The sequence below is a fragment of the Sphingobacteriales bacterium genome (assembly GCA_016706405.1).
Taxonomy (GTDB): Bacteria; Bacteroidota; Bacteroidia; order Chitinophagales; family UBA2359; genus BJ6.
In genome coordinates this window covers 695038-717210 of record JADJJT010000002.1, presented here as the reverse complement: position 1 = coordinate 717210, position 22173 = coordinate 695038, and the positions used below count along the sequence as shown (strand labels likewise).

The 22173-nt window shown below is 40.2% G+C and carries 18 protein-coding genes; 4 read left to right on the top strand and 14 right to left on the bottom strand.

Annotated elements, in window-relative coordinates; translation table 11 throughout:
* Positions 1-8 precede the first annotated feature (8 nt).
* Both corA and lon read left to right on the top strand, forming a co-directional pair.
* The gene (gene corA / locus IPI59_09140) at positions 9-992 is read left to right on the top strand and encodes a magnesium/cobalt transporter CorA (protein MBK7527698.1); all 984 of its coding nucleotides are present in this window, start codon (positions 9-11) and stop codon (positions 990-992) included.
* Positions 993-1195: 203 nt separating this feature from the next.
* Positions 1196-3598 carry an endopeptidase La gene (lon, locus tag IPI59_09135; protein MBK7527697.1) on the top strand — a complete coding sequence of 801 codons (2403 nt, stop codon included), beginning with the start codon at positions 1196-1198 and terminating at the stop codon, positions 3596-3598.
* An 80-nt stretch (positions 3599-3678) separates the two neighbouring features.
* Here lon and IPI59_09130 read toward each other — a convergent pair whose 3' ends face one another.
* The 7 genes from IPI59_09130 to IPI59_09100 form a co-directional block, all read right to left on the bottom strand.
* On the bottom strand, positions 3679-4908 hold the full coding sequence (locus IPI59_09130) for a trypsin-like peptidase domain-containing protein (protein ID MBK7527696.1): 1230 nt from the start codon (positions 4906-4908) through the stop codon (positions 3679-3681).
* Positions 4909-4916: 8 nt separating this feature from the next.
* Entirely contained in the window at positions 4917-5186 is a 270-nt protein-coding gene (locus tag IPI59_09125) for a hypothetical protein (GenBank protein ID MBK7527695.1), read from the bottom strand.
* 335 nt (positions 5187-5521) lie between these two features.
* The gene (locus tag IPI59_09120) at positions 5522-5950 is read right to left on the bottom strand and encodes a cobalamin B12-binding domain-containing protein (GenBank protein ID MBK7527694.1); all 429 of its coding nucleotides are present in this window, start codon (positions 5948-5950) and stop codon (positions 5522-5524) included.
* Between the two features lie 42 nt (positions 5951-5992).
* A complete protein-coding gene (locus IPI59_09115; GenBank protein ID MBK7527693.1) occupies positions 5993-6307 on the bottom strand; it encodes a hypothetical protein in 315 nt (104 codons plus the stop codon).
* A gap of 265 nt (positions 6308-6572) precedes the next feature.
* Positions 6573-7181, bottom strand: coding sequence for a transferase hexapeptide repeat family protein (locus IPI59_09110; protein MBK7527692.1), 609 nt, complete (start codon positions 7179-7181; stop codon positions 6573-6575).
* A 112-nt stretch (positions 7182-7293) separates the two neighbouring features.
* Entirely contained in the window at positions 7294-7584 is a 291-nt protein-coding gene (locus tag IPI59_09105; protein ID MBK7527691.1) for a hypothetical protein, read from the bottom strand.
* A gap of 219 nt (positions 7585-7803) precedes the next feature.
* Complete coding sequence (locus tag IPI59_09100) at positions 7804-8457, bottom strand: sigma-70 family RNA polymerase sigma factor (GenBank protein MBK7527690.1); 654 nt, start codon at positions 8455-8457, stop codon at positions 7804-7806.
* Positions 8458-9164: 707 nt separating this feature from the next.
* Here IPI59_09100 and IPI59_09095 point away from each other — a divergent pair.
* Together IPI59_09095 and IPI59_09090 are read left to right on the top strand one after the other, a co-directional pair.
* On the top strand, positions 9165-9893 hold the full coding sequence (locus IPI59_09095; protein MBK7527689.1) for an alpha/beta fold hydrolase: 729 nt from the start codon (positions 9165-9167) through the stop codon (positions 9891-9893).
* A 132-nt stretch (positions 9894-10025) separates the two neighbouring features.
* A complete protein-coding gene (locus tag IPI59_09090; GenBank protein ID MBK7527688.1) occupies positions 10026-13223 on the top strand; it encodes an N-6 DNA methylase in 3198 nt (1065 codons plus the stop codon).
* A gap of 252 nt (positions 13224-13475) precedes the next feature.
* On the opposite strand, the gene IPI59_09085 is transcribed toward IPI59_09090, so the two are convergent.
* From IPI59_09085 to IPI59_09055, 7 genes are all read right to left on the bottom strand, one after another.
* Positions 13476-13745: a hypothetical protein gene (locus IPI59_09085; GenBank protein MBK7527687.1), complete on the bottom strand. Its 270-nt coding sequence runs from the start codon at positions 13743-13745 to the stop codon at positions 13476-13478.
* Positions 13690-14607, bottom strand: coding sequence for a M48 family metallopeptidase (locus IPI59_09080; GenBank protein ID MBK7527686.1), 918 nt, complete (start codon positions 14605-14607; stop codon positions 13690-13692). The genes IPI59_09085 and IPI59_09080 overlap by 56 nt, the downstream gene beginning before the upstream one ends.
* Before the next feature lie 193 nt (positions 14608-14800).
* The gene (locus tag IPI59_09075; protein ID MBK7527685.1) at positions 14801-16429 is read right to left on the bottom strand and encodes an acyl-CoA carboxylase subunit beta; all 1629 of its coding nucleotides are present in this window, start codon (positions 16427-16429) and stop codon (positions 14801-14803) included.
* Positions 16430-16744: 315 nt separating this feature from the next.
* Positions 16745-16945 carry a T9SS type A sorting domain-containing protein gene (locus tag IPI59_09070; protein MBK7527684.1) on the bottom strand — a complete coding sequence of 67 codons (201 nt, stop codon included), beginning with the start codon at positions 16943-16945 and terminating at the stop codon, positions 16745-16747.
* Between the two features lie 342 nt (positions 16946-17287).
* Positions 17288-18319 (bottom strand): T9SS type A sorting domain-containing protein, encoded by a 1032-nt coding sequence (locus IPI59_09065; protein ID MBK7527683.1) that lies wholly within the window; start codon positions 18317-18319, stop codon positions 17288-17290.
* A 14-nt stretch (positions 18320-18333) separates the two neighbouring features.
* The gene (locus IPI59_09060; GenBank protein MBK7527682.1) at positions 18334-18837 is read right to left on the bottom strand and encodes a hypothetical protein; all 504 of its coding nucleotides are present in this window, start codon (positions 18835-18837) and stop codon (positions 18334-18336) included.
* A gap of 78 nt (positions 18838-18915) precedes the next feature.
* On the bottom strand, positions 18916-22005 hold the full coding sequence (locus IPI59_09055) for a T9SS type A sorting domain-containing protein (protein ID MBK7527681.1): 3090 nt from the start codon (positions 22003-22005) through the stop codon (positions 18916-18918).
* Positions 22006-22173: the final 168 nt, after the last annotated feature.

Genomic DNA, 22173 nt, shown 5'->3' with positions numbered 1-22173 from the left:
TTAGCACTATGCCTTTCCCAATCCGCATCATCTCGTATAACGAAACCGAATATCATATACACGAGTGCGAAGGAATGCACGAGGTAAAACAAAAACTAAAACCCGACTTTACTCACTGGATAGATGTTGGAATTTGTGAAGACGAGACTGCCTTAGAAAACATAGGTTTTTATTTTAACCTGCACCCTTTGGTGCTCGAAGACATACGCAATACTGACCAACTGCCAAACTTTGAAGACTATGACAACTACTTGTTTATAACCCTAAAAATGTTGCACCTAAATGCCAACAAGCTAACAGAAGAACAAGCCAGTATAATATTAGGCGAAAATTATGTAATTACTTTTCAAGAGGATTTAAAATTAGATGTGTTTAACAACGTTCGCGAACGTATCTATAATGCACGCGGCCAAATCCGTAAACTTAAAGCCGACTATTTGTTTTGCCGCCTCGCCGATGCTGTTGTAAATAACTATTATATTGTACTAGAATATTACAGAGACCGAATTGAAGAATTAGAAGGAAAAATTTTACATTTTCCGGATAAATTAGATGCCCTAAACAGCATTACCGACCTAAAGCGCGAAATTGGCATTGTGCGCAAACACGTAACTCCGCTTAAAGATGGGTTTGGCAAAATACGTTACGAGCCAGGCAATCTGTTCAGGCATAACTCCCTGTCGTATTTATATGATGTGCACGACCAGTTACAATATTTAACCAGCAATTTCGAGTCGTTTCGCGAAATGTTAAAAGACTTAATGGATTTACACCATACGCATTTAAGCCATAGTATGAACCATATTATGAAAACCCTAACCATTATTACCGCCGTGTTTATACCCCTAACCTTTATAGCAGGTATCTATGGAATGAACTTTGAATATATGCCCGAATTGAAATGGAAATACGGCTATGCAGGCGTTTGGATTTTAATGTTGGTTTGCGCAGCAGGCTTAATTTATTATATGCACCGCAAAAAATGGTGGTAATAAACCTTATTACTTTTTTCTTGTTATAAGTACAATTTGTTCAAGATAGCGCGTTAATTCATAGTATTAATTTATTATTTTTGCGGTCTGATTTTTACTTCTTACTTTTATTTCTTATAACACGGTTTGATTAGTTTAATTATATAGCACTAATATTTAATAGTGCTTAAACAACTTTGATGGAAAAACATACCGACTTAGACATGCCCAATACCTTAATGAACATTGACGAAGAAATGGAATTTTTGCCATTTATGCCAATTGAGGTACAAGACGACAGCGACACCAATTATCCACCTGAATATCCGGATACTTTACCCCTGATACCTTTGCGAAATACCGTATTGTTTATAGGTGTAACAGTGCCAATAGCTATAGGCCGCGAAAACTCGGTACGTGCCATTAAACACGCCAACAGCCGCAACAAATTTGTAGCCTTGTTAGCCCAAAAAAATCAAGATGTTGAACAACCCAACCAAGATGAATTATACCAAACAGGCACTATCGCGCGTATTGTTCGTACCCTGCGAATGCCCGATGGCTCAATGACTGCTATTTTACAAGGCAAACACCTGTTTGAAACAGTAGAAATAATTCCTACCAATGAACCTTTTTACTTAGTAAAAATCAATATACTACCCACCGAACCAGTACCCAACGACCCCGAATTTAAAGCCCTTACCTCGGCAGTACGCGATACAGCTATAAATATCATTAACAACTCGCCACATATACCCGACGAGGCTGCTACTATGCTGCGCGATATTGACAAACCCGAAAAACTGCTGCATTTTGTAGCTACAAATTTAAACGTCGATATTGCCGAAAAACAATTTCTATTAGAAAAAACTGATTACAAACAGCGTGCCTTTAAAACCTTACAACATTTAAGTGTTGAATTACAACTATTAGAACTAAAAAACAAAATTCAGCAAAGAGCACGTGTTGATATTGATAAACAACAGCGCGATTATTTTTTGCAACAACAATTGCGCTCAATACAAGAAGAATTAGGTGACAGCACCGATGCCGACATGGATGAGTTTAGTCTGCGAGCCGGAAAAAAACAGTGGCCTAAAGCTGCAAAAGAAGCATTTGAACGCGAACTAAAACGCCTGCGCCGGATGAACCCAGCCATGCCCGATTATAGTATGGCCTTAAACTACGTTGAATTATTACTTGATTTGCCATGGCAACAATATACCAAAGACGATTTTAACCTAAACCGGGCTATTGATATCTTAGATAAAGACCACTACGGGCTCGAAAAAGTAAAAACCCGGATTATCGAATATTTGGCCGTGTTAAAACTTAAAGGCGACATGAAATCGCCAATTTTGTGCTTTTTAGGCCCTCCCGGTGTAGGTAAAACATCATTAGGACAATCGGTGGCCAAAGCACTTAGACGCAAATACATCCGGATGTCGTTAGGTGGTCTGCACGACGAGGCCGAAATACGCGGGCACCGCAGAACTTATATCGGTGCTATGCCCGGGCGGATCCTTCAAAATATTAACAAAGCAAAATCAGCAAATCCCGTTTTTATTTTAGACGAAGTAGATAAAATGGGTAGCGATTTTAGAGGCGATCCCTCAAACGCTTTGTTGGAAGTTCTTGACCCCGAACAAAATTTTAGCTTTTACGATAATTATTTAGAGGTTGACTTCGACCTGTCGAAAGTGTTATTTATAGCAACCGCCAATACGCTCGAAGGATTGCATCCGGCATTGCGCGACCGGATGGAAATCATTCAAATATCGGGCTACTCTTTAGAAGAAAAAATAGAAATTGCCAAAAGGCACCTGGTTCCTAAACAACGCGAAAATCACGGCTTAGTGGCCAAACAAATTAAATTAACTGATGTAGTTTTGGCTACCATCGTTCAAAAATACACGCGCGAGTCGGGTGTGCGCGAGTTAGACCGGCAAATTGCCGCCGTTATGCGCGCGACAGCAAAAAAAGTTGCCTTGAACGAAACCTATAATATTACCATTAAACCCACCGAACTTAGCAGTATTTTAGGTAAACGTACCTACGAAAACGATATATACCAAGACGATAATCCGGCGGGGGTATCGGTAGGGTTAGCGTGGACACCTACCGGCGGCGATATTCTGTTTATAGAAACCAGCCTAAGTCTGGGCTCGGGCAATCTTACCCTTACGGGCAATCTTGGCGAGGTAATGAAAGAAAGTGCTACAACCGCCCTCAGCTTTATAAAAGCTAATCATCAAATATGGGCTATTGACCCCGACCGCATAGCACATACCAATTTTCATTTACACGTACCTGAAGGAGCAGTGCCTAAAGACGGCCCGTCTGCAGGTATTGCCATGCTTACTGCTTTGGTTAGTGCGCTAACCAACAAACCTGTTAAGCCCTACTTAGCCATGACAGGCGAAATTACATTGCGAGGCAAGGTGCTGCCGGTTGGTGGCATTAAAGAGAAAATTTTGGCCGCAAAACGGACAGGTATTAAAACGGTTATTTTATGCGCCGACAACAAAAAAGATGTTGATGATATTAAACCTAATTATATTACTGGCCTCGAAATTCACTACGTAAAACATATAAAAGACGTAATTGCCGCCGGTATCGATTTGTAATAACACAAATGACGTTTTTTTTTAGTAGCCTATCTTTCTATCGGCCGTCGCCTCCTATAAATATTTTCTTGACGTACCAATTAGTTTAAGTTTAGCAGATAAAATACTTGTGTAGCTTTGCTTATGGCGTTTTTATTGTTGGTAGTGCTGCTGGGCGGGTAAATACCCTCAATATTAGCCTTTTTCTTTGTTGATTTTGCTTCGCCTAAGGCTGCTTCCAACTCTCTGACCGATCTTATTATTTTTCCATCAATATTGGTAATAATAAACCCTTCGCGCATAGGTGTATATTTGCGCAATAACCCCCTCGAAATATTGCTTACCCTAATACCACCATGCAGAAGCCCTATTTTCCGGGCTTCGTTTAATTCTAATTCGTAAAAGTCAGCGCCTAATTGATCTAATATATTGGCATCCGAAGTTATTTTTTCGGTATTATTTTTTTGGTTTTTTAATAACATATCGCAATAATATTCCCGGCCATCGCGAAGGTAGGTTAAGTTTATGACATCGCCGGGGTTGAACTGGGATAAACGCTGTTGTAGTTGTGCTACATTTATAACCGGATAATTTTGAACTTCGGTGATTACGTCCCATTTTCGCAGCCCGGCTTCGGCTGCCGCCCCGTTTGGGTTCACAAACTCAACGCATATACCACTTAAACTTGGTAAAGACAGACGTAGTGCCAGCTCTTGATCAATATCTAAAAAATTAGCCCCTAAAAATGCGCGTTTTGTTACACCATAAGTTTTAAGATCGGCAGCTACTTTAACTACTACATTTACCGGAATTGCAAAAGCATAGCCATCGTAAGTGCCTGTTGTTGAGGCAATAAGCGTATTAATTCCTACCAGTTCGCCACGCAAATTTACCAACGCACCGCCACTGTTTCCCGGGTTTACAACTGCATCGGTTTGAATATACGATCCGGTATTTTTACCAGATTTGTTCTTTTCAATTTTCCGGTCTTTTGCACTTACAATGCCTGCAGTTACCGTTGTGCGAAGGTTAAACGGGCTGCCAACCGCCAAAATCCAATCGCCAACATATGTCGAGTCAGAATTGCCAAACTGCATGGGTTTTAAATTAAAGGCATCAATCTTTAACAACGCCAAATCGGTTTCCTCATCTACGCCAACAACAACTGCCCTGCGTTCTTGTTTGTTGGGCAAGGTAATTTCAATAAAACCATCGCGTTGTAGTACATGATTGTTAGTAATTATATATCCATCGCTGCTGATAATTACCCCAGAGCCAATGGTAGATTTTGTTTTTTTAGCTCCACTACTCCACGACCTTGTTTCGCCCAAATCGTCTTCTAAGATGTTTGTATTTTTGAACTCGATGTTTTAATATGCACCACCGATGTTGAAGCAATTTGGGCTGCCCACCTAAACGATTTATAAAAATTATTTGAAAACACGTCAGGTGGTATATTCTCTTCATTATCCGGAAATTTAACTGGCAAGCCATGCATCTCTGGAGGTGTGGCTATTATGGTGATGTCTCTAAACAACAAATTATTAACAAATGTTGTTATTAACGAAGTTATAAATATTAAGGCAAATACAGGCCAAATTTTTTTCATTTTGGGGTAGTTAATTTGCCGGAAAAACAAATATTATTCATCTTTTCATTTGCCGGCAAAACTTGTAGTAGTCGATAACTTTAATAAAAAATAATACCCCTAATTCGTTATTAAATAATATAACAGGTTAATTATTAGGGCAATATTTTGCTTATTTTACTATAGGCAATAATTTTGTTAAAAAATAGTCCCCGTAAACCTTAATAAATTAAGATTGGGAGTTAAAATAAAGCATGTAACTATACTACCCCAAATATAATGCCGTTTTTGCAAAAACAGCATTATAGAGCAAAGGCTTGCCTATTTATGCAACAATGATAATTTTATAAGAAACCCTAAAACGACCTGTTCGTTTCGACCCAGTTTTTTAAATAACGAACAATTTCGCGCATATCGGTTCCGGGTTGAAAAAGTTTACCTACCCCCATTTCATATAATAATTGAGCATCTTCTTCCGGAATAATTCCACCTCCGGTAAGTAATACATCATTTAAACCGTTTTGCTCCATTAATTGTAATACTTTCGGAAAAACTGTATTATGCGCTCCAGATAATATACTGATACCAATAATATCAACATCTTCTTGCAGGGCGGCATTTACCACCATTTCGGGGGTTTGGCGTAAACCGGTATAAATAACCTCCATGCCAGCATCGCGCAAAGAAGCAGCTATAATTTTTGCTCCCCGGTCATGGCCGTCCAAACCAACTTTGGCGACCAAAACTCGTATTGGGCGTTTAAGCGATATTGTGTTTAGCTGCATATCCGTATTCATGCCTTGTTTATAATATATTTGTTGTTGAGATTAATTAGTGTCGGTATGCGTTTCGGGTTCGTTAGACTGGGAAATTTCAGCCTCCAAAGTTTTATGTTTTGGCTTGGGTTTAGATTTGCGTTTCCGGTTTGATTTTGCTTTTACTGGTTTATTTTCAAGATATCCTTCCGGATTAGTTTCCCGTTCGCGCAGTTTTTTATCTTCAACGTTTTGGTCTAAAAACTTGGTTAATTGATCAAACGGAATACTTGAAATAATTTCGCCGAACTCGTTAATTCGAATCTCATACCCCTCGAGGGCACTATTAACCTGTGGTTTGCCATCTTGTGGCTTTTTTTTGGGCATAGTGTGTTTTTTTAGAACCAATAATAATTGGCACAAAGATAAGTGAATGTATTGATTTCTGTATGAGAGGATGATTTACGGGATAAATTGATAAAACAAAACAAGGTTTGCCGTTTTTTTATGGCGTTTAACACAAATGGATATTGTGCAGCTATAATTATTCCGGATTTTTTTTGCTGTCTTTGTTAATTAGATACGTTTTTCTTCAGTCCAAAGTTAAGATGCTAAGCAACTTTAAATAAAAAATCAAGAAAGGCAAAGTACATTATATCAAATCGTTATGTTTTTTTATTGTTTGCCATGTTTGATATAAAACTTCTTGGTTTGGGCGATTTTTTGGTATTTCGGTAAGTGGCTGGCAGGGTTTTAGGGTAGCATAACATTCGCTGGGCAATTGCTGATATAATTGAGTGCCGGCGGTTTTCCATTGCAGTTGTTCGTCGGTTACCTGTTTAATAATTTTAGCCGGATTACCTACCACCAAACTCCGGCGTGGAATAAACATCCCTTCGCGCACAAAACTTAAAGCGCCAATTATGCACTCTTCCTCTATAATCACATTATCCATAACAACAGCATTCATGCCAACCAATACGTTTCGCCCAACGGTGGCACCGTGTATAATAGCACCGTGTCCGATATGCGCTCCTTCGTGCAGGCGCACTACTACGCCCGGAAACATGTGAACGGTACAATTTTCTTGAATATTACAGCCATTTTCAATTACAATGCCTCCCCAATCACCTCGTAAAGCCGCACCAGGGCCAACATAAACATGGCTGCCAATAATAACATTACCCGTAACTACGGCTTGTGGGTGCACAAAGGCCGTTGGGTGTACTACGGGTTGAAAGCCTTTAAATGTGTAAAACATAAAAGCAAAAAAACAAATGCTAAAGGCTAAAAGCCATCAGCTAAAAGCCATCAGCCAAAGCTAATAGCCAGCAGCTAAAAGCCAGCAGCCAAAAGCCAGCAGCCAAAATTAATTAATTAATCGGGTCAATAACATCAATATTGGCAGCATCTATAATACTACGCTTTATAAAATCAACAACGTCGTTATTGCAGTGTTTTCGCGTGTAATTGTTGGCCAAAAATTGTTTAAAACTATTTTTACGCGATGAGGGTGCGTGGCGTTTTTGTTTCGTAAGTACTGCCTGTGTTACTATGGTTGCATGTACTACGGCTTTTGTGCCTTGTTGCGTTCGGGCATCGCTACCTTCAACGGAGTTATTATGGCCAGTTGGCGAATTGCTGCCAGAAAAACGACTTTTCATTTTTTTATGGTGGAAATGTTAGTTAGCTAATTAAATAAGGAAAATTAATATAAGCAAAGTTGCTGTGCTGTGCTATCGTTGTACTTCTAATTTGTTAGTTGGTTAGTTAGTTTCTTTGTTCCATAGTAAAAAGAGAGTTTGACGATAAAATAACATAAAAGTTTAATGGTCAGGTCAAAATAATAATAAAGTGAGGTCTCAATTTTAAAAAAGAATTATTTATTCGCGTTCATCTAATATATAACCTTGTTTTTGGGCGTAATGGTATAATTTTTTCTTAAGTTCGTGGCGGGCGCGGTGCAAACGCGAGCGTACCGTACCAATTGGAATGTCAATAATTTTGGCAATCTCTTCGTAAGTAAATCCTTCAATATCGCAAAGTAAAACTACCGTTCTAAAATCTACCGGAAGTGCGTTTATGGCTTGTGCTACCTCATCGCCAACACGGCCTGTTACTGCCTCGCTGCGCACTTCAAAATTATTATCAGTTACATCATCGCCCTCGTGGCGTTGTACAATTTCGTCGTAATCTACAGAAGTAGGTTGTTTATCGCGGCGCCGATGTTCGTTAATAAAGGCATTGCGTAAAATTTTAAACAACCAAGCGCGCGCATTAGTTCCTTTAGCATAAGAATCTAAAAAGCGATACGCTTTTAAAAAGGTTTCCTGCATTAAATCTTTCGAATCGGCTTCATTAAACGTTAAATGATAAGCAAAATTATACACCGATTGCAAATGTGGATAAAATTCCTCCTCAAAAATTTGTTGTTTCTCGGCATCAGTCAATTCCTGTTTTGGGGGTTCACTTTTTTTTAAAGCTGCCGTGCTCAGCTCACCGTTTCCATCCAAATCCGTTTTATATAACACTTTCATACATTTTAAACTTAACCAATAAATATATTTGCAGCAAAATTACAATAAAAGAAGTAAATAGTTCCATTTTTTTATCTCATAATGGGAACACAATTCAACAAAATTAAAAATTAATCCTAAAAACGAACAAAAATGATATTGCCCCTTTAGTTTCCGGATAAAAAAATGGCCAGGAGGCATTATTATCCGGGTAGTTTAATTTCCGGATATAGAAAAGAAAACATATTTTACCGCTGCTCAACCATTTAATAATTAGCCGTTTGCAATAATCTTTCCTAAAATAAATAGCCTCTGATTTTTGAATCTAAACCCTTTCTAACCAAATTTGCCATTTTTGAAAGAAAAAAACCTATTTTTGAGGCCAGTCAGCCATTAGCCATTAGCCATCAGCCATCAGCCAAAAGCCATCAGCCATCAGCCAAAAGCCATCAGCCATCAGCCAAAAGCTAACAGCCATCAGCCAAAAGCTAACAGCCATCAGCCATCAGCCAAAAGCCACCAGCCAAAAGCCACCAGCCAAAAGCTAACAGCCATTAGCCATTAGCCACCAGCCACCAGCCAAAAGCCATCAGCCATTAGCCACCAGCCATCAGCCATCAGCCATCAGCCATCAGCCATCAGCCATCAGCTAAAAGCTAACAGCCATCAGCTAAAAGCTAACAGCCATTAGCCATTAGCCACCAGCCATCAACCAAAAACTTTTTAAAATGACCACCTACACCGAACAATTTATTGACAACCAAGGCGTAAAAATTCAATGCCTAATTACTGCCAATTTTAACGCTACCGCCAACAACAAACCGCCATTAATAATGGTGCCAGGCATGACCAATAGCGCCAACGACTTGGCCGACGACTTAAAAAACCAGTTGCAGTACCCGCACCTAATTGTTAGCATAAGAGGAAGAGGTAAAAGCGACTCGCCAAACACCGACAGCTATACTTTTGAGCATCAAGTTAGCGATATAAATGCAGCCATTACCGCCTTCAATATTTCCGGATGTTTTATCTTTGGCTTTTCTATGGGCGGCGCTATGGCCATTAGGGCAGCCGCTAATATTGGCAACCACGCAAAAGGACTTATAGTAGGCGACTATCCACCAATTTACCCGCCTCTTAGCCCCGAATGGGCCGAGCGAGTGTTAGCAAACCCCAATAATCAAATGCCCCAACACGCAGTAAACGGCATCGTTGCCCAAAGTGGTGCAGAACCCATTATGTTAGTTCCCGATTTGTTAGCCCTCCCCTGCCCTATTCTATACCTGTCGGGCGGCAAAGAAGGGGCCATGTTTCCGCCCGATGACGGCGCTTACCTAAAAGAACTATTGCCCACCATACAAACCGCTACCCTACCCAACAGCGACCACGACCTTTTTAACCCCGATGTGCTGCCATTAATACAACTAATTACGCAGTTTATTGCCGCGGCAGGGTAGTTGCGTTTTGTTCTTTGTATGGCAGGGCACAACTTTACCTAAATTAAACAATTTTTTAAATGTAGTTTTACCCCAATATTATATTATTTAATTAGCTATATCCAAACCAAAACTAACCCTACAAAAACCAGTATGACTTTAAACCAATACCTTGACAATATAAATAAACGGTATTTACTTGGCAATGCCACCGAACATACTTTCCGCGGCGACCTGCAACAGTTATTAGAAAATTTAGTGCCAACAATAAGGGCAACCAACGAACCTAAAAGGCAAAGCTGCGGAGCACCCGACTACATTTTAACAAAAAAAGATATTCCCGTAGGGTTTATCGAAGCTAAAGACATTGGCGACAAAGACCTTGAAGGAGCAAAAAAAACCGGAAACAAAGAACAGTTTGATCGGTACAAAGCCTCGTTAAACAATTTGATTTTTACCGACTATCTAAACTTTCATCTTTACAGAGATGGCGAGTTTGTAACCAAAATCTCCATTGCAGAAATTACCAACAAAGGCATAAAACCACTGCCCCAAAATTTTGCCAACTTCGAAAACCTTATTAAAGATTTTTGTACCCACATTGGGCAAACCATTAAAAGCTCAAAAAAATTAGCAGAAATGATGGCAGGTAAAGCCCGCCTTCTCTCTGATATTATTGAAAAGGCTTTGACAAGCGACGAAACCAACCAAGAGGATAGCACGCTTAAAGACCAAATGAAAGCGTTTCAACAAATCTTAATTCACGATATTACCCCGCAAGGCTTTGCCGATGTTTATGCCCAAACCATTGCCTACGGTATGTTTGCAGCAAGGCTGCACGACCCAACTTTACCCACTTTTAGCCGACACGAAGCCGCAGAACTCATCCCCAAATCAAACCCATTTTTACGCAAACTATTTGGCTATATTGCCGGACCCGACCTCGACGACCGCATAAAATGGATTGTTGACAGTTTGATTGAAATATTTTTAGCCTGCAACGTAGAAGAAATTTTGAAAAACTACGGCAAAGCTACCAAATTAGAAGACCCAATTATTCATTTTTACGAAACTTTTTTGAGCGAATACGACCCAAAACTGCGCAAAGCCCGCGGCGTTTGGTACACCCCACAACCAGTTGTAAATTTTATTGTTCGTGCCGTTGACGATCTGTTAAAAACCGAATTCGATTTGCCACAAGGCTTGGCAGACACCAGCAAAACAAAAATTGAAAAAACCGTACAAGGAAAAAAAACAGAGCAAGAAGTGCATAAAGTGCAAATTCTTGACCCCGCCACCGGTACCGGCACCTTTTTGGCAGAAGTAGTAAAACACATACACAAAAAATTTGCAGGGCAACAAGGCATTTGGAGCAATTACGTAGAAACGCATTTACTGCCACGCCTTAATGGGTTTGAATTGCTTATGGCAAGTTATGCCATGGCGCACCTTAAATTAGATTTGCTTTTAACCGAAACCGGCTACAAACCAACCACCAACCAACGCTTTAGGGTTTACTTAACCAACAGTTTAGAAGAATACCACCAAGACACCGGAACCCTGTTTGCCAACTGGCTAAGTACCGAAGCCAACGAAGCCAACCACATTAAACGCGATACCCCCGTAATGTGTGTTATTGGAAACCCACCGTATAGCGGCGAAAGTGCCAATAAAGGCGAATGGATTATGAGCCTAATGGAAGATTATAAAAAAGAGCCAGGTGGAAAAGAAAAACTGAAAGAAAAAAACCCTAAATGGATTAATGACGATTATGTAAAATTTTTGCGCTACGGACAACATTTTATAGAAAAAAACGGAACCGGAATTTTAGCATTCATAAACCCGCACGGCTTTTTAGACAACCCAACTTTTAGAGGTATGCGTTGGCATTTATTAAAAACTTACGACAAAATTTACACCATAGATTTACACGGAAACAGCAAGAAAAAAGAAACAACCCCAGATGGGAATGCCGACCAAAACGTGTTTGATATTATGCAAGGCGTTTCTATAAACGTATTTGTAAAAACAGGTACGAAAAAAACCAATGAATTAGGAAAAGTTTTACATTTTGACCTCTACGGAAAACGGGAAGATAAATACAATTTTTTAAGCGAAAACAGTTTAAAATCTATTGCATGGAACAATTTGCAACCGACCCAACCCAACTACTTTATGGTAAGCAAAGATTTTGATACCCTAAAAGATTATAATTCAGGGTTTAAAGTAAATGAGTTGTTTCCGGTAAATAGCGTCGGAATAGTTACAGCAAGAGATGGATTTACAATTCATGAAACAAAAGAGCAAGTTCAGCAAACTATAGAGGAATTTTTAAGTTTAGACGATGAAACAGCTCGTATTCGATTTAAATTAGGAAAAGATGTTAGAGATTGGCAGGTTGACTTTGCTAAGAAAGATTTGAAGGGTAATTACCCAAATAGAGGGCAGTTTGCAAAAATTTCTTACCGACCATTTGATGAAAAATGGACATATTATACCGGTAAGTCTAAAGGATTTCATTGTTATCCAAGAACAGAAGTAATGCAACATTTCTTGCGTGGTGAAAATGTAGGGTTAGTATATAAACTTGGAAATGCAGAACTAAGTTCAGTTTCAATAATGGTAACTTTAAATATTATTGATTTTAGGAGTTGGTCAAGACCTGGAATGCAAGGTGGCGACTATATTTCCCCTCTGTACCTTTATCCGGAAACCAAAGGTCAGCAAACAATTGAGCAAACAACAGAAAGACAGCCCAACCTCAATGCAGAAATCGTTAAGCAAATAGCAGCTAAATTAGGCTTAAGTTTTACTAGCGAAAAAGAAACAACCGAAAACACTTTTGCCCCAATAGATATTTTAGACTATATCTATGCTGTTTTACACAGCCCAACATACAGAGAAAAATACAAAGAATTTCTAAAAATAGATTTTCCGCGGGTGCCCTACCCCAAAGATAAAAACGTGTTTTGGCAGCTTGTTAACCTTGGTTCGCAAATACGCCAAATTCATTTATTAGAAAGCCCCGTAGTAGAAAATTATATTACCCAATACCCAATAGATGGCAATAATAATATAAGTGCAATCAAATACATTCCGGTTCATAAAAATAAAATTACTCATCAACCTCAAGGCGATGTTTACATAAACGAAACCCAATATTTTGCTCAAGTACCTTTGCGTGCATGGAGCTTTTTCATTGGTGGCTACCAACCCGCCCAAAAATGGCTAAAAGACCGCAAAGGTCGTAAACTCGAATTTGAAGGTATTTTACACTATCAAAAAATAATTGTTGCCTTAACAGAAACCAGCAGACTAATGAAGGAAATTGATAAAATAACCTTCGAATAAAAATAAAAATTATACATTTTTTTAATAGTCCATCGCCTTGTTCAAGGAAAAATTTATTTTCTTCCGGATTTTACTGCCCTTCAACTGCCTTTTCCGGATAAAAATACATACCCGCATAAGCACGCAACTACCTGCCTCTGTTGTTTGTAGCCTAAAAAAACTGCCCTAAATGGCAAAATCTACAAACAGATTTTGGCACTAAGGGCAGTTGTGCACATCTTGGCAAACTAAACAATACTTATTGGTGCTTATTTAATTTCCGCCGGGTTTTGTTTTTGTTTTAGCTTTGGTTTTACCGCTTTTATTAGGTGTTGGCATATTGGTTCCTCCGGGGTTGGTTGTGGTGCCACTGGTTTTGCCACTTGGGTTAGCGTTAGTAGTGCTTCCGCCCGTACGCCCGCCACCAGTACCGCCACCTGTATTGGTATTACCGCTTGGCGTTGAAGGGGTATCGCCGCCGCCCGTGCTACCGCCTGGATTTTTGGTTTTTGCTTTTCCACCGCCCGGTTGTAGTGCCGCCACCACCGTCATTGCTGGGCGTATTGCCCGCCGAACCGCTTAGCGAGGTGTTTTCTTTTTTAGGTGCGCCATCGTAAATTTTTTGCGCCTTGGCTAACTGTTTTTTAAGGTCGCTAATGCGTGTAGAATGGCTTGGGTGGGTGCTTAAAAACTCCGGAGGCTGCGCGCCGCCCCCTTTACTGCTCATGCGCGACCAAAAATCTACCGATGCTGCCGGATTATAACCCGCCATAGCCATAAAAGTAAGGCCAAGCTCGTCGGCTTCGCTTTCGTGTTTCCTCGAAAAAGGCAATAATATGCCTACCTGCGAGCCTAAACCGTATGCCGACATAAATAATTGTTGCGTTTGCTGGGGTTTATCTTTTAGTGCAACGGCCAAGCCCACAGCACCTAATTGCTGTACCAAGCCCTGGCTCATGCGCTCGTTGCCGTGCCTTGCAACAGCGTGGGCAATTTCGTGCCCCATTACAACGGCAAGGCCATTGGCATCTTTTGCTACCGGCAAAATACCCGAATAAACGGCAACTTTACCGCCCGGCATACAAAAGGCATTAACTTGCGAGGCATCGTCAATAACATTATACTCCCATTTAAACTCGTTGGCCAATTTCGAAAGTTTATGCTGGCGCAAGTAAGTGCCTACTGCCGCGGCAATATCGTTACCTACACGTTTTACAAGTGTAACATCGCCGCCGGTATTCATAATTTTGCTTTCTTTTAAAACGTCACGGTAAGCATCAAAACTCATTTGGTTTAAAGTGGCATCGGGTACCAAATTAAACTGTCTGCGCCCTGTTAAAGGAACTTTCGAGCAAGCACTTACCAACAAGGCTATTAAAACCAAAGCTGCAAATAAATTTTTCATTATATAAAATAATTTATGTTTGTAATCAAATTTGTAGTTTAAGAGGGGCGTAGCCCACCTTGTCATTTAGACCCCTATACTATAAAAATGTTACAACTGACAAGGCTATTTTTTTTAGTACAATTCATTTCCCGGTAAAATTAGTTCTGAAATTAAAAAATTTGCCTTCAAATAATGTTTGTTTTGGCAAAAATTAGGTTTGCAACACGCCAACTTTAAAAGGTTGGGTTATGGGGGCATGGTTGGCCGCTTCAATACCCATCGAAATAATTTGCCGTGTTTCTAGGGGGTCAATTATAGCATCAACCCATAAGCGAGCGGCGGCATAATAGGGCGTAGTTTGCCGTTGGTAACGCTCGGTAATTTGTTGCAATAACTGGGCTTGTTCGGCTTCGGTTATTTCTTCGCCTTTGCCTTTGCGACTACTTACTTGTATTTGCAGCAATGTTTTTGCCGCTTGTTCGCCGCCCATAACGGCAATTTTTGCTGTTGGCCAGGCCACAATAAGGCGCGGGTCGTAGGCTTTACCGCACATTGCGTAATTGCCTGCCCCATACGAGTTGCCCACAATAACGGTAAATTTTGGCACTATCGAGTTCGACATAACATTAACCATTTTAGCGCCATCTTTTATTATACCACCTTGTTCGCTGCGGCTGCCCACCATAAATCCGGTTACATCTTGTAAAAAAACCAACGGAATACGTTTTTGGTTACAAATCATTATAAATCTTGCCGCTTTGTCGGCACTGTCGCTGTAAATTACACCGCCAATTTGTGTTTCTCCCTTTTTGGTTCTGATTATTTCGCGGTTATTGGCTACAATGCCTACCGCCCAGCCATCAATGCGGGCATATGCGCAGGTAATTGTACGACCATATCCGGCTTTATATTCGATGTATTCCGACTTATCGACCAACCGTTTTATAAGTTCGATAGTTTTGTAAGGTTTCGCGCCTTTTTCAGGATAAATACCATACAAATCGGTTGCGGGCAATGCCGGAGGTTGCGCTTCGAAGCGGTCAAAACCGGCTTTCTCCGGATGCCCCTGCTGCGAAATTAAATTCCGGATAGTTTTAAGGCAAGTCTGGTCGTCTGGCATCCGGTAATCGGTAACCCCCGATATTTCGCTGTGCATTTCGGCGCCGCCAAGGGTTTCGCTATCTACGTTCTCGCCAATAGCAGCCTTTACCAAATAGGGGCCAGCCAAAAACACCGAGCCGGTTTTATCTACAATTAGGGCTTCGTCGCTTAAAATTGGCAAATAGGCACCTCCGGCTACGCAACTGCCCATGATGGCTGCAATTTGTAAAATTCCCATAGCCGACATAATAGAATTATTCCGGAAGATGCGCCCAAAATGCTCTTTATCCGGAAAGACCTCGTCTTGCATGGGCAAAAATACGCCGGCACTATCAACCAAATAAATAATTGGCAGGTGGTTTTCCATGGCAATTTCTTGCGCCCTTAAATTTTTTTTGGCCGTTATCGGAAACCAAGCTCCCGATTTTACTGTTGCATCGTTTGCCACAATTACACAAAGCCTTTTTGACACGTAACCTAAGCCCACCACTACCCCACCTGCGGGGCATCCGCCTTGCTCGGCATACATTTCGTAGCCAGCAAAAGCGCCAATTTCGGTAAATGGTCTATCTTTATCAATTAGCAATGCAATACGTTCGCGGGCTGTTAATTTGCCTTGTTTATGCAATTTTTCGATTTGCTTAGTACCGCCGCCAAGCGCTATTTTAGAGAGGCGTTGTTTTACTTCTGAGGTGGCCAATTTTAAAGCATCTTCGTTGCGATTAAACTCTAAATCTATCATGTAATAATTATAAAATGTAGCTTCTAAAGAGAATTACTTTTGAACTATAAAAAAGTTTATTCGGCAAAAATACGTTTAAAATATTTATCCGGAGGGTTAATCGGTTTTTATTCTATAAAGTTGCCTAAATTAATGGGTTAAGTCAAAATTAATACTAAAGTGAAAAAGTAGTAGTCCAATTAGTTTAGGTAGTCCCCTCTTGTTTTTGTTTCCATTTATAAAACACATTCTATCATTAATTTTATAATGCTTTTCCGGAAACTTATAGGTTTATTTTGGACTATTTAAGAAAAATTGGCTTATAGTTTGCATTTATCGCGCTAGGAGATAGCGTTGTTTGAGGTCTGTTTGGGTATTGGTTATGCGCGCAAAATACACGCCATTGGCTATATTTGCGGGTATTGCCAACTGCGTTATACTGCCTTTTATGGTTTGCTGCCATACCACTTGCCCCAGCACATTGTATAACCTAAACTGCGCGGTGCTGCTGCCAGCAGGTAATACTATTGCAATACTGCTGCTGTCATTTTTTTAAGGGTTGGGGTATAGTAGCTATTGGTCGGGGGCGGTGGGCGAAACCCACCCCTGCCCCTCCTAAGGAGGAGAAAAACTCCCCCTCGTCCCCCCACGGGGGGGAATTAATAGAGCAGGAGTTTAACCCCTTCAATCTCCGGATGGTTGCGCATGCGGCAGCTAAACCCCGAAGGGGTGAACTATTTCAAACAAACCAAGTAAAAACTACCCCGAAGGTGGTAGCATTATTCTCTTTCTAATCCACGCCATGAAATTTCGACAGACTCAACCCATTGTTTACAGAGTTTTAGAAGGGGCAGGATGCCCCTCCACCTAAAAAATTTACCACACCACCATTTTAACGCCTTCTATCTCCGGATGGTTTTGAAGGCGGCAGTAATAGATGCCGGATATTAGGTTGGCGGTGGTAAAGGTGGTAGTTTCTAATCCGGATAAAGGAATAGTTTTTACCAACTGCCCTTGTGTGTTAAAAATTTCAAGGGTTTCGCCTTGGTGTATTAAATGGGTGTAGTTGTGGTTGATGTTTATAGTAGCGGTTTGGTGGGCGGGGTTGGTGCTTACGCCCCCTAACGCCCTCAACGAGGGGGAAACCCCCTGTTTTGGCGGTGGGGAAATGGCAGTGTATATTTGAAGATTTTCATTGCAGGTTAAATAATCGTCTATACAGCCATCGGCGGAGAGCTTTACTATCCATGTTTCGGTAGAAAACACCAATTTTGTATCAGCAAACCCAGCAGCGTATATACTGCCATCGGGGGCCTCGATGATGCTATACAACTCATTTTCGCTTGCTTTACCTACATCATAAATATAATGTTCCCATACCAATTCTAAATTTGGCGTTACCCTATAAATCCACCCACCATAAGTAAATTCCTTTGGTTGATTGGGGTATTGAAATAGTGCAACACGACCGGCACATATAATATCGCCATTGGCGCATAGGGCTATATCGTAAATGTCGCCAAAATAATCGCCTACTATAGCTGTTTGAAGTGTATCGCCCTTTTCAGGTTCAATTTTAAACAAGCCACTTGTATAATGACCATTTATTAAAAATGCCTTGTTACGCGCACCTACTATTAATATATTGCCATCGGCTAAGGCAATCATATCGTTGAAGTAATTTATTGGTGGTCCAATTATTTTCTCATAAAACCGCGTCCATAGTTCTTTACCATTTTTATCTACTTTAATTAGACCATGGTAGCCATCGTCATTCCAAGGGTTAGGTAGTTTCCAACCCATAAACGACACCATAAAACTGCTATCGGGCAATTGAATTGTGGACATGGGGTTAGAAAATGAAATATGTTTAGTGCCAGCCAAGGTGTCCCATAAAGTATTGCCCAAACTATCGGTTTTTATTAGCCACAAATACTGTTAAAACCATCTCCTGCACTTTTATTAGTCGTTATTAATATTCCGTCGTCAAGGGTGGGTATAATGTTGTAGGTATAATTATTATAGGTGGTGTCTATTAGGGTCTTTGTCCATAAAGTATCGCCAGTTTGGGCATCGGCACATACAATCCAAACATCTAAACTATGGGGGTAGGGACATTCGGTGGTAATATACAGTTTGTCATTTTTTTCAAAATAGTCGGATAATAAGGGATCAAGTTCGGGATTATAATATTTGCTCCAAATTTTATTTCCATCAAAATCGGTTTTTAATAACCCAAAAGTGCCGTCCCAACCTTTATCTAACTGGCATCCTATCAGCAAGCCATCAGGTTGTAATGTTATTATTCTTGCGAAATCTGTGTAGTTTTCAAAGCCATCAATTACTTTAGAGTAGCCAATTTGCGCATTTACATTAGTGGTTGCTAAAAAGTATATAATAGTCAAAAAAATGTTCTTTGTATTCATAAAATATTGTAGTGTAAAATAGCTCATAGCCTTACACAGTTATTGTGTTAAGGCTATGAGCTTGGGTAAATAACGGATTTAACGATTAATAACGAGTTTGCTTTGGGCTAAAACGCTGTTGCAGCCAAGTACTTGTACATAATACATGCCTTGTTGTAAATTAGTAGTGTTTATAGTAAAATAGGTATTGTTGTTTAAAACCGGGATTTGATACACCATTTGCCCCAATAGGTTTACTATATGCAGTTGTAACACTTCGTTAGTTGTGTTATTTATAGTTTGCAAGCTAATATTCAGTTTATTAGCAGCAGGGTTTGGGTATATATATAGCCCATTGGTTTGTGCAATACCATGGTTTTGGGCGGGGTTGGCTTTAGCATTTTGTAATGGCATTGGAGGCATTTGCAATGGGTAATACTCGTTTTTAAAATAGCGCAAAAACGCTTGTGCCATTGACGCATCTAACGCAATATGTGGGCTGTTTGCCATTGCTGTTAGGGTCGAATCTTGCAAGGGGGTTAAGGTTAACACCCCTGTTGTATCTTGTAGCCAGTTTAAATACCAGTTTTGCATGGTTTTAACCCCCAGCATATAGTTGGGGGTATTGGGCATAGCAGCCAGGGTGCTGGAGGCATTTTGGTAGTTACCTGCCTCAACTTGTATGCCATATAATAGCCATTGATTGGCAAGGGTGGGGGGTTCGGCAAGTAGGTAGGTTTCGGCAAGTGCATAGTTGTTTTGCATTATGGCTTCGCCAATTAAAAATTGCAAAATTTGGCTATATAGTAGTTCTGCTGCTGCCAACTGTGCTACATAATCCTCATTTTGCGGGTTGGCGGCAACCAATGCCGTTAAATTATTAACCACAGTTTGTTGGTTTTGCAAATCGTTGTTTGTATATACAATACCTGCGCCTTGATCGCATACATACAAGTTGCCAATTGTTTGGTGAACATTATAATCGCCGGGTGTTATGGGTATAATACAAGGTGGCGGTGGCGTTACATCTTCGTAATAGTACTTAAAAGGTACTACCTCGCCTTGGAGTGCTTGTATATCGGCGTTTATTATTGGGTTGCTAAAGCAGTTGCCGGCGGGTTGTCCGGGCGATCCTTGATATTTATAGATAGCCCCTAAGGTAGTAAGGGGTGGGGTTTGTGCGAAATCGGTATAAGAACTTATCGACCAATCGGTATTATTATTGGTGAAATTGTTCGACCACAAAATTACGTCTCTGTTTTCGCCAAAAAAGGTAATGGCTCGGTCGCAATTATTAAAGGCGTTGCACAATGCAAATCGTTGAAAATCGCCGGGCTGCCCACTACTGCATCCGGCAATTCCGGGCATATTTTCTGTTTCAAAACTGCACTCTTCAATTAGATAAAAAAAAGGGTTGCAGATAAATATTCCGGGTGCTGGTCCCATAAAGTCGGCATACCGAATTAAGGCTCCTCGAGTAAAATTATCGGGCATAACACCAATTGTATTATCTAAGCGTATATGCGCGCTGGTGTTGTGGTCGAAAAGGTGTCGCTGAAATTCGCTTCCGGTAAATTTAAGCCACGAGGTTGTTGAGGTGCCTAAGATAAAATTGCTCATATCTATACCAAAATTATTATCATCAAAAATTGTTCCTCCTTCAATTTCAATGCCTGAGTTAACGCCTAAAATACCACTTTGGGTAAACCCTGTAAAACGGCATCGGCTTAATAATATTCTATGGGTAAAAAAGCTAACAATACCGTTGGTATTGGGTGTTAAATGGTGGTTATCAACAAAAATACAATCTTGGAAACTACTTGCTGTAGTAGTGGGGGTTAAAAATGCCGACATTAAAACGCCATTGCCATTGTTAATAAAATTTGTTTGACTAATGGTCAATAATCCTGGTGTTGTTTCTTCAAAAGTTGTAATAGCTGATATGCCGACCAACGCTTTTTCAATTACACTATTGTTGTAGCTACGCATAATACCACAATGGAAAGGGTTGTTTAACCCATTATTGGCTGTTTGTTGCCCAATGCCACCCTTAACAATGATACCCTGCCAAAAAGGGTTTGACAACTCGGTTTCTTCGCTGCAAGTTGCCGCTGTTAAATAGGCGTTATTAAGGGTAAGTTTAGCATTGCGCTCAACAACTATTTTAGCGTTCCAAGGCATTTGTATGGTGCAGTTTTCGATTATTAACTCGCTACCGCTGTTTATTACTATATTTCCGTTCATAACTTGGTTGGTATTGAAAACTGTATTTGTGGTAATATTGGTTGTAGTAAGTAGCGGTAAAGGTATTAACCTTTGCTCAAAATTAATGTTAGGTTCATTAAGGTATTCGTTTATAATACAACGCATACGCACGCCTTGTTCGGGGGTAAATATATTTCTACATTGGTGGTGTGAGTTGGACGACATAAAATTAATTATATTCGAGTTTGTTGGTAAAAGTGGCCAAGTTGATACACAATCCGGAAAATTGGAAGCGGCATCGCCAAAAGGGGTGTCGCATACAAAATCGCAAGATGTTTGGCAGTCTGTATTTTCTAAAATTTGGGTGCAATTATTTGCCAAAACTACATGGTGTAACCCGAAAATATGCCCCATTTCATGGGGTACAGTAGATGTAAGTACAACGGGGTCGGTTGGGTTGGGGTCGCCAGTAAAAAGGCATTTTTTACCCGATACATGTATGGCGCGACCTGGAATATTATCTGCTACTCCTCCATTGCCATTGCCAATACAAATCCATGGGTCATTGGGGTCGGGGCTTTCTTCATCTCCCACGAAAATATTAATGCCATCTTGATGGCCACAAATAGCATTTAAGAATCCCGTACTTGCACCGGTTGCACCACTTAAATATATGTTATGGTTGGAGCAAAATTCTAACTCGCAATTCCAAAGAAAATAAATATTATGTTTGTTAAATGCACGTTGCAAATTTTCGACCATAATGGGTATATGTGTAAGGTTTACATTGTGAGTGCCATCATCGTCGGTAACAATAAAAATATGTAGTCTAAAATAATAAGGGCCTTGAGGGGCGTTTGAACAATAACAATCGGGAAGGTTGCCATCATCGCAGTTATCGCTGGCTAAAACAATAGGGTTAAGAGCGTCACATAAATTTTGCCCCCGCACCCCCACACTACTAAATATAAATAGTAGCGCCATAATTATTACCTTTGTTGGTTTAAAAATATTATTAGCTGTTGGGCTGTTGGGCTGTTGTAGGTATAAAGCCTACAAAATTAAGAAAAAATGTTTTCATTTTAAAATGAGTTTTTTTGAGTTAAAAAATTGGTTTGATTTCGCAATTTCCCCTCCTTGGAGGGGCGCAGG